Raw genomic sequence first — 9,700 nt, 5'->3', positions numbered from 1 at the left:
CTTCCCCCACCCCGCCGCCACGCTCTCGAAGAGCACGTCCACGGAGGGGTGGTGCGGGGTGCCCAGGGGCTGGCGGTCCAGGCGCACCAGGTCCACCGCGCCGTGCCGCTCCAGCTTCAGGTGCATCCCCGCGCGCGCCAGCACCGCGCGGCCGGGGAGGAGCTCCAGACCATCGCTCGCCTCCAGCACCTCCAGCGCGCTCAACGTGTCCAGCCGCTTGGCCACCGCCTCCGTGTAGCCCGCGGGGATGTGCAGCGCGAGCACCACCGGCGCGGGGAAGTCCGCGGGCAGCATCGTCATGAGCCGTGTCAGCGCCTGAGGGCCGCCCGTGGACGTGCCCACCGCCAGGAGCTTCGCGGACGTCCCGGCCTCCGTGCGCGCGGCGCGGACGCCGGCTTCCCCCGTGACCTCCTGCCCGTAGCGCGGCACCGCGCGGCCCGCGACGCGCACCTTCGCCACCAGCTCCGCGCCCAGCTCGTACAGCCGCTCGGTGGCGAGCGCCGTGGGCTTGTGCACCAGGTCCACCGCGCCGGCCTGGAGCGCGGCCACCGCCAGCTCGCTGTCCGTGCCGGCGCTGCTCACCACCACCACGCGCGGCGCGTCCGGCATGCCGGCCAGCGCGCGCAGCAGGCCCAGGCCGTCCAGGGCCGGCATCACCAGGTCCAGGGTGATGACGTCCGGCTTGAGCTCCGCCACCCGCTCCAGCGCGTCCAGCCCGTCGCGCGCGGTGCCCACCACCTCCAGGCCCTCCGCGTCCGACAGCACCTTGCGCAGCACCTTGCGCGCGAACGCCGAGTCGTCCACCACCAGCACGCGCAAGGGGGGCGAAGACGTCGCGGACGTCATGGGGACGCCTTGCTGTAGAAGAACGCGCCGCGGCGCTCCTCGCAGTGCAGCGCTGTACCGAAACGCATCAGGGACTCCGACGTGCCCACCAGCAGGTGCCCCCCGGGCTTGAGCGTCCGGGTCAGGTCGTCCACCACGCGGCGCGCGGTGTCGTCCTTGAAGTAGATGAGCACATTGCGGCAGAGGATGGCGTCAAAGGTTTCCGGCCCCGGGAAGTTCGCGCTGTCCATCAGGTTCAGCTGCCGCCACTCCACCTTCGCCACCAGCTCCGGGCGCACGCGCGGACGGCCGCCCACGACGTCCAGCCAGCGGCCCTCCACGCCCTTGGGCAGCGCGCGCAGGCAGCGCAGGTTGAATTCGCCCGCCTTCGCGCGCTCCAGCGCCCGGAGGCTCAGGTCCGAGGCCTGCAGCGACACGTCCGCGAGCACGCCCTTCGCGTCCAGCATCATGGCCAGCGTGAGGGGCTCCTCGCCGGTGGCGCAGGCCGCGCACCACACCCGGGGCTGGAGGCCGGCGCGCGCCCGGGGCACCAGCACCTCGTCCACCAGCGCCTCCAGCGCCTGGGGCTCGCGGAAGAAGTACGTCTCATGCACCAGCAGCGAATCCACCAGCGCGTCCAGCGCCGCGGCCCCCTTCGGGTCGTAGCGGAGGAAGTAGTAGTAGTCGAGCAGCGAGTCGAAGCCCGCGTCCAGCGCGCGCGAGGACACCTTCTCCGACAACAGGTCCCGGTCCTCCGGGCCGTAGTGCAGCCCGGAGCGCTGCTCGATGAGCATCGTCAGGATGGAGAAGACCTGCGGGGACAACGGCAGCGCGCTCATGGGCAAGGGCGCCTCAACGGCCCAGCGCCAGCAGGCAGGCACGCCGCACGTCGGCGTCCTCGTCGCGGTGGGCCACCCGGTCCAGCGCCTCGCGCGCCTCCACCGTGCCCAGCGCCGCCACCGCGGGGACCGTCGCCCGCCGCCCCGCGGGGCTCGCGCCCGTCAGCGCCTGCATCAGCGCCGCTCTCGCGTCCGCCCGGCGCATGCGCGCGAGCGCCGCCACCAGCAGGGGCGCGGTGGCGTCGTCCGCCACCTCCAGCGCCGAGAGCAGCCCCGGCAGCCGCCCGTCCACCGGCAGCGCCAGCGCGCCCACCACCTGCTCGCGCAGCATCACGTCGCCCAGCAGCGACACCAGCGCCTGGGTGGCGTGCAGGCCGGTGCGCGTGGCGAGGAAGCCCACCGCCGCGCTGCGCACGCCGTCGTCCCGGTCCCCCGCCGCGCGCAAGAGCGCGGGCAGCGTCTCCGGCGCGTCGTACTCCGCCACCGCCGACAGCGCGACGAGCCGGGTGGCCGGGTCGTCCGACCCCACCGCCTCCAGCAGCACCGGCAGCGCGTCCTGGCGCCGGGCCACGCCCAGCCCCAGCAGCGCCGCGCGGCGCACGTCCGCGTCCGACGACGAGGCCGCCCGGCGCAGCGCCGCCATGGCGCTCTCCGTGTGCAGGTGCGCCAGCGCGTCCACCACCGCCACGCGCACCTGGCCCGCGTCGTCGTTGGCCAGCGCGACGATGGCGTCCGCGGCGGCCTCCTCGTTGAGCTTCCCCAGCGACTGGCACGCGTAGTAGCGCACCCACGGGTCGCGGTCGTTCAGGCCGCCCAGGAGCGTGGAGGTGATGCGGGCCTGCTTGTCCGTCTGGCCCAGCGCGCGCATGGCCGTGGCGCGCGTGCGCTCGGATTCATGGGTGGCGGCGGCCAGCAGCGCGTCCACCGCGCGCGGATCATCGATGAAGGGCAGGCCGTAGATGGCCGCGTCGCGCAGCCGCTCGTCCGGATCCCGCATGGCCAGCAGCAGCGCGTCCAGGCCGCGGGAGTAGCCGAAGTAGGCCACGATGCGCAGCGCCGCGCGCCGCTGACGCGTGTCCGGCGAGCGCGCCGCCTCCAGCGCCAGGGTCTCCGTCGTCTCACTTCCCAGCGACTGGATGGCGCCCACCACCGCCTGCGCCACGCGCGGGTCCTCGTCCGACAGCCGCGCGAAGAGGGCGGGCACCGCGGACGTGTCGCCAATGCGCGACAGCGTCTCCGCCGCCAGCGCGCGCACCATCGCGTCCCGGTCCTCCAGGCACAGCAGCACGTCCGGCACCGCCGCGGCCCTGCGGCCCACGAGCGGCAGCAGCACCCGGCGCCGCGTGCTGTCGCCCTCGCGCAGCGCCTGCAGGATTTGAGCGTCCGCCTCCGAGCCCAGCTCCCCCAGCGCCGCCGCCGCCGCGCGCGACACGCCCAGGTCCTGCGAGTCCAGCAGCTTGAGCAGCCCCGCCGCCGCGTCCGCGCCGCCCACCCAGCCCAACAGCCGCGCCACCGCGGTCTTCTCCCCCGCGTCCGCGCCGGTGATGACGTGGGCCAGCCTGCGCCCGGTGGGCTGGGACTCCGCCACGCTGGAGCGCAGCACCGACGGCACCATGCGCGCGCCGCCGAAGCGCTGCACCTGCGCGTCGTGGATTTCCACCAGCGCCACCGCCGCCACGCGCACCACCGCGTCGTTGCCGCGCTGCAAGAGGCCCAGCAGCGCCGGCACCGCGGCCTCCTGGCCGGTGCGGCCCAGGGCGCGCGCGGCCTCCAGGACGTAGAACGGATCCGACAGCAGGGCCATCAGCGCCGGCACCACCGTGGGGTCGCCCGAGCGGCCCAGCACGTCGATGGCGGGGAAGATGCGGAAGAAGTTGCCGCTGCCCAGCGAGGCCAGGAGCGCGTCCACCGCCGCGCCGCCGCCAATGCGTCCCAGCGCCTCGATGGCGGCCACCGCCACGTTGTCGTCCTCGTGCACCGTGAGCCGCGCCAGCAGCGGCACGGACTGGCGGCTGCGGCGGCGACCCAGCACCTGGGCAGCGTCACAGACGATGGCCGGGTTGGGGTCGTCCCCCAGCACCTCCACGGGCCCCTCCACGTCGCCGGTGGCGGCCACCAGCGCGTCCACCGCCGCGGCGATGCGCGCCTCGTTGTCCCGCCGGTGGCGGAGCACGTCGCACAGCGGCTTCACCGCGGGGGTGCCCAGGCGCGCCAGCGCGGACACCACGGCGCGGCGCACCGCCCAGCTGGGCGCGTCCAGCCCGACCACCAGCGCGGGCAGGCTCGCCGTCCCCTGGCGCGCCAGTTGCTCCACCTCCTCCACCCGGGCGCGGTCGTCCGCGGAGAGGGAGAGGGGGTGTTGTCGCACGGTTGAAGTCATCGTCACGCCTTCTGCTCCCGGGGGCCTCGGGACGCGACCGCGTCCTTGCCGCCCAGCAATCCGGTCAGGTGCGCCAGCCCCTCGACCTGTTCACCCTGAAGCTTCGCGAGCTGTCCCAGCCGGCCCGCGACCTCCTTCACCTCCTGGGCGGTGATGGTCGTGGTGCGCGCCTGCTGGGCGGTGGTCACGGCGATCTCCCGCGAGCGCCCGCGCATCTCCTCCACCGACCGCCCCAGCTGCTCGGTCACCGTGGACTGCTCCTGCGCGGACCGGGCCACGGCCGCCACGCCCGTGGCCTGCTTCGTCGCGGACGCGGTGAGCGCGGCCAGGGCCTCCGTCTGCTCGTCCAGCGCGCGCGACGTCGTCCTCGCCACCCTTCGCACCTCCTCCGCGCCGCGCACCAGCGTGGAGAGCGCCTGGGCCTGCTCCTCCGTGGCGCGCGTCACCTCCTGCGCGAGCTTCGCCACCTGGCGGGTGGCCACCTCGCACTGCTTGAGGGCGCGGCCCTGCTCCACCATCGCCCGCGTGGACTGGGCCACTTCCTTGCGCGCGTTGTCCATGGCGCGCGCCACCTCCTGCGCCGCCTTGGCCTGCTCCGCGATGCCGGTGAGCGCGCGCTGGGTGGAGGACGTCACCTCCTGCGCCACCACGCCCAGGGCGGCCACCTGCTGGCCCTGCGCGGACACCGCGCCGCTCACGCCCTGCACCAGCTGCCGCATCTGCACCGCGTTCTTCGCCAGGTCCGTGGCCGCCGCGGCCTGCTCCTGCATCGCGCGCGACACCTTCTGCGCCACCTCCGACAGCTGGGTGTTGGAGCGCACCGCCTCGCGCAGCGCCTTGGCCTGATCCGCGGTGGCCTGCGTCGTCTGCCGCGCCATGCGCCGCATCTCCGTGCCGCCCTGGGCCAGGGCCTGCGCGGCCTGCGCCTGCTCCGTCGCGGAGGCCGCGATGACGCGCCCCTGCTCGCTCACCTTCGCCGTGGACTGGGCCAGCGCCTGCACCGCCTGCACCTGCTCCGCCGACGCGCGCGACGCCTCACGCACGTTCTGGCCCAGATCCTCCACGCCCTTGAGGATGGTGCCCAGCGCCTTCTCCGCGTCCCCCGCCAGCGCCGCGCCCTCGTCCGCCGCGCGCACGCCCTCGCCCGTGGCGGACGCCGCCTCGCGCGCCGTCGTCTGCAGGCCGCGGACAATCTTCGCCACGTCCGCGCTCGCCGCCGCCGCGCGGTCCGCCAGCGCGCGGATCTCCTCCGCCACCACCGCGAAGCCGCGGCCGTGCTCCCCGGCCCGCGCCGCCTCGATGCTGGCGTTGAGGGACAAGAGGTTCGTGCGGTCCGCGATGAGGTTGATGGTCTGCACGATGTCGCCAATCTCTTCCGCGCGCCGGCCCATCTCCTTCATCACCCCGGACGACTCCACGATGGACTGCCGGATGCGGCCGAAGCCGGTGATGGAGCGCGCCACCGTGGCGCCGCCGTCGCGCGCGCTCGCGCCCACGCGCTCGGCGGCCATCCGGGCCTCTTCCGTCATCTGCGCCGCGCGGCGCGTGGACGTCTCCAGCTGCGCGGACGCGGTGGCGCTGGTGGACGCCAGGCCGTTGATGCTCTCCGCGGCGCGGGCCACCGCCTGGGCGGAGCGCGCCAGCTGCTCGATGGTGGCCGCGTTGGCGTCCACCACGGCCGCGTTCTTCTCCGACGTGGCGGCCACCTCCTCCACGCTGGCGGCCACCTCCTCCACCGTGGACGCGGTGGAGCCCACGTGCGCCTCCAGGGCGCGCGCGTGCTCCGCCACGCCGCGCACGCTGCGCGCGACCTGCTCCGTGGTGGAGGCCGTCTCCTCCACGCTGGAGGCCATGCTGGCCGCGTCGCGCGAGACTTCATTGAGCGTCTTGCCCAGGGACACGACGGCGCCGGACACCTGCCCCATGCGCTCGCCCACGCCCTGCGCGTCGGACGACAGCCGGTTGATGCCCTTGGACATCTCCTCGATGGTGGCGGCCACCTCTTCGGTGGTGGCGGCGCTCGTCTGGTTGCGCGCGACCAGGTCCTCCACCGTGGCGTTCATCTCCTGCACGCTCGCGAGCAGCTCCTCGCTGGAGGCGGCCAGCTCCTCCGCGTTGGCGCTCACGCCCTTCACCGAGCGCGCCACCTCCTCCACCGTGGAGGCCGTCGCGTCCGCGGACACGGCGAGCACCGCGGCGTCCTTGCGCACGCTGGCCACCGACGCGGCCACCTCCTGCATCCCGCCCGCGGTGGCCTCCGCCTCCTGCTGCACGCCCCGCGACGCGTCGCTCATGGCGCGCTGGTTGCGCACCAGGGACTGCACCGCGGCGCTCGTCTGCTCCACCTGCGCGGCCACCGATTCGATGGCGGTGCGCACCTGCTCCCCCGACGCCGCCTGCTCGTTGCCCGCCGAGGCCAGCCGCGCCGCGAGCAGCTCCGTGGACTGCACCAGCCCCGCGCTCTCCTCCACCTTCAGCGCCGTGCGCTCCGCCAACGCGCGTGCATCGTCCAGGCGGGGGGCGCTGCTACCGTTGTCCGTCGACATCCGCAGTCTCCTCCCCCATCACGCGGGGGAAATCGATGAGCATCACCAGCCGCGGGCCCACCTGCGCCACGGCCTTCACGAACCCCTTCGCGCGCTCCACCACCATCGGCGGCGGCGGCTGGATGGTGCGGGGGTCCAACTTCAAGACTTCACGGGCGCTGTCCACGAGCAGTCCCACCGTGCGCTCACCCAGCTGTCCCACCACCACGCGCGAGTCCAGCGAGTGCTTCCCAGGCGGCAGGCCGAAGCGCGCCCGCGCGTCCACCACCGGGATGACGCGGCCGCGCACCTGCACCAGCCCCGCGACATGGGACGGCGCCCCGGGCACCGGCGTGGCGCCGGTGAAGGACTCCATCTGCACCACGTCCGCCGCGGGCATCGCGTACTCGGTCCCGTCCACCTTGAACAGCACGTGCAGCACGTTCATGACACCCACTCGCCCGGACGCGCCGAGCCCTTGCGGCGAACCCCGTGCGCCGCGCCGAGCGCGCCCAGGTCCAACACCAGCGTGGGCTGGCCATCTCCCAGGTCCGTGGCGCCCGCCACGCCCGGCACGCGCACCAGCGGATCCTCCAGGGGCCGCAGGACGATCTCCTGCTGGCCCAGGAGCCGGTCCACCGCGAAGGCCACCGGCTCCCCGCGCTGCCGGACGATGAGCGCCTTGGTGCCCCGGCTGACGCCCTCCCGCGCGGGCGCCGTGCGGCCCAGGAGCTGCTCCAGCGACAGCAGCGGCACCGCCGCGCCCCGCCGCTCCACCAGCCCCAGCCCGTTCGCGCCCGCGGGCCGCACCACGCGCAGCGCGTCCACGTCGATGAGCTCCTCCACCGTGCCCACCGACACCGCGTACTTGAGGCCCGCGCATTCGAAGACGATGGCGTCCACCAGCGTCACCGTGAGGGGCACGCGCAGGGTGAACGTGGTGCCCGCGCCCTTGCGCGTCTCCATGCGCAACTCGCCGCCCAGCTGCTCCACGACGATGCGCCGCACGATGTCCATGCCCATGCCCCGGCCGCTGGTGCTCGTGGCCTCCTGGCGCGTGGACAGCCCGGGCCGGCACAGCAGGTCCAGCAGCCCGTCCACCGACTCCGGCACGGGCGCGTTCGCGGCCTTCGCCACCGCCTTCGCGTCCACGCCCCGGCCGTCGTCGCGCAGGGTGATCTCCAGCTGGCCGCTGGAGCGCGCGTGGCAGCCCAGGTGCACCAGCCCCTCCGGGAGCTTGCCCGCCGCGACGCGCTCCTCCGGCATCTCCAGCGCGTGGTCCACCGCGTTGCGCACCAGGTGCACCAGCGCGGGCAGGAGCCGGTCCGCCACGGCCTTGTCCAGCTCCGCGTCGCCCACGTCCAGCTCCAGCCGCACCGCCTTGCCCGTGGTGCGGCGCAGCCCGCGCACCAGCAGGGGCAGCCGCTCCAGCACGTCGCCCACGCGCACCATGCGCAGGCGCAGGATGGCGGAGCGCAGGTCGCGCAGCTGCCGGCCGTTCTCCTGGAGGATGGCCGTCAACTCGCGCGTGGGGGCGCCCGCGGCCGTGAGCGCCGCCACCGCGCGCGTCAGCCGGGAGCGGTTCACCACGAGCGCGGCCAGCCACTCCATGGCCTCGTCCAGCCGCGACACCTCCACGCGCAGCAGGCCGCCACCGCGGCGCACCTCCGGCTCCTCCAGCTCCTCTTCGGTCGCGGCCACGGACGACGCCAGCAGCGCCGTCGCCGGCAGCGGGGCGAGGGGGACCGGGGCCTCCTCGGGCGCGTTTACCGCCAGCGAGCGCAGCGTGGCGGGAGCGCCGCCCACCGCGCCCAGCAGCGCCGCGTCATCCGAGACGGTGATGAGCAGCAGCGCGAACGCGAGCGAGGCCCCGCCCGCGGCGGCACCCGACAGCGGCAGCACCTTCACGATGTCGCCGAGCTTCGCCACGCGCTCGCGCACGGTGTTGATGGTGAGCCCCTGGGCGGCGCGCTCGGCGGAGGGCACGAAGTCCAGCCGCACCGCGCGCTGCCCCGCCTGGAGCCCGCCCTCCAGCTGCTCACGCTCCGACGGCGCCAGCTTCGCGGCGAACGCGGCCTCCGCGTCCAGCACCACGCGCCGGGTGGGAGCCGCGGGTGCCGTTCCCAGCACGTGCGGGCCCAGGGCCTCCAGCCGCTCCAGCAGGTTCACCGGCGCGGGCGACGCCGTCTTTCCGGCGGCCAGCTGCCGCACGCGCTGCTCGATGGCGCGCAGGCCCTCCACCAGCGGCTCCACGCTGGACTCGGGCAGGCGGCCCCCGGCCTGATCCGCCAGGCGCAGGGACGTCTCCATCCAGTGCGCCAGGGAGACGATGGGCTCCACGTCCACCATGGAGGACAGGCCCTTGATGGTGTGCAGGGCGCGGAACAGCTCGCGCACGGCGCGGGGCTGGGCCGCGCCCCGGCGCACGGCCTCCTCCACTGCAAGCAGGTCCCGCTGCGCGGCCGCCAACAGCTCATCCACCTCCGCCAGGTACGCGGGGAGGAACTCCGCGAACTCCACGGACGTCGTCACCCGCGCGACGCCTCGTCCTGGGGCTTCGCGTCCTGGGACGGGGTCTTCTCCAGGAGGGCCCGGGCCGCGCCCTGGATGGATTCCGGGGTGAAGGGCTTGGTCATGAAGCGGTTCGCGCCCACGGCGAGCGCTCGCTCGCGGGACGCTTCATCCCCGCGGGTGGTGACGATGATGATGGGCAGCGAGCGCAGGTGGTCCTGGCCCCGCACGAACTCCACCACCTCGATGCCCCCGATGTCGGGCATGTTGAGGTCCAGGACGAGCAGGTCATACGACTTGAGCGACAGCTGCTCGATGGCCTCCAACCCGCTGGAGGCCTGCGTGAAGCGGCTGTCCGGGTAGGGGCGCAGGCATGCGACGACCATCTCGCGCATCACCTTGCTGTCATCGACGACGAGTACCTCGGGCATGGCGTCCTCTGGAAACGACCGACCAAGCTAGATCGATTCCGACCTGCTGAAAAAAATGAGTCAGCGCGCGCGCGCCAAGCGTTGGTTTCTCCACGCACGCCCTTCAGGTGTGTCACGAAGCCTGACGGCTTCCTTCGGAATCGACCTCAACGCCATGCGATTGGCTCCCCCCATGCCTGACCCTGTCTC

At 74.5% G+C, this 9,700-nt stretch carries 7 protein-coding genes; all 7 read right to left on the bottom strand.

What is annotated here, in order from left to right:
- The coding region (locus D7V97_RS34040; protein WP_120614788.1) for a chemotaxis protein CheB at positions 1–846 on the bottom strand (846 nt) is incomplete at its 3' end.
- Positions 843–1,664 carry a protein-glutamate O-methyltransferase CheR gene (locus D7V97_RS34035; RefSeq protein WP_120614787.1) on the bottom strand — a complete coding sequence of 274 codons (822 nt, stop codon included), beginning with the start codon at positions 1,662–1,664 and terminating at the stop codon, positions 843–845. The genes D7V97_RS34035 and D7V97_RS34040, both read right to left, overlap by 4 nt.
- 13 nt (positions 1,665–1,677) lie before the next feature.
- On the bottom strand, positions 1,678–4,044 hold the full coding sequence (locus D7V97_RS34030) for a HEAT repeat domain-containing protein (protein ID WP_120614786.1): 2,367 nt from the start codon (positions 4,042–4,044) through the stop codon (positions 1,678–1,680).
- Between the two features lie 2 nt (positions 4,045–4,046).
- Positions 4,047–6,590: a methyl-accepting chemotaxis protein gene (locus D7V97_RS34025; protein WP_120614785.1), complete on the bottom strand. Its 2,544-nt coding sequence runs from the start codon at positions 6,588–6,590 to the stop codon at positions 4,047–4,049.
- On the bottom strand, positions 6,571–7,017 hold the full coding sequence (locus tag D7V97_RS34020; RefSeq protein ID WP_120614784.1) for a chemotaxis protein CheW: 447 nt from the start codon (positions 7,015–7,017) through the stop codon (positions 6,571–6,573). Before D7V97_RS34020 ends, D7V97_RS34025 begins: the two co-directional genes overlap by 20 nt.
- Positions 7,014–9,101: a chemotaxis protein CheA gene (locus tag D7V97_RS34015; RefSeq protein ID WP_120614783.1), complete on the bottom strand. Its 2,088-nt coding sequence runs from the start codon at positions 9,099–9,101 to the stop codon at positions 7,014–7,016. The genes D7V97_RS34020 and D7V97_RS34015 overlap by 4 nt, the downstream gene beginning before the upstream one ends.
- Positions 9,098–9,511: a response regulator gene (locus tag D7V97_RS34010; RefSeq protein WP_120614782.1), complete on the bottom strand. Its 414-nt coding sequence runs from the start codon at positions 9,509–9,511 to the stop codon at positions 9,098–9,100. The genes D7V97_RS34015 and D7V97_RS34010 overlap by 4 nt, the downstream gene beginning before the upstream one ends.
- Positions 9,512–9,700: the final 189 nt, after the last annotated feature.

Origin of the sequence: Corallococcus sp. CA053C (assembly GCF_003611675.1) — a bacterium.
GTDB lineage: Bacteria > Myxococcota > Myxococcia > Myxococcales > Myxococcaceae > Corallococcus.
Note: the sequence above shows the minus strand (reverse complement) of the source record. Positions and strands in the feature narration are given on the sequence as shown.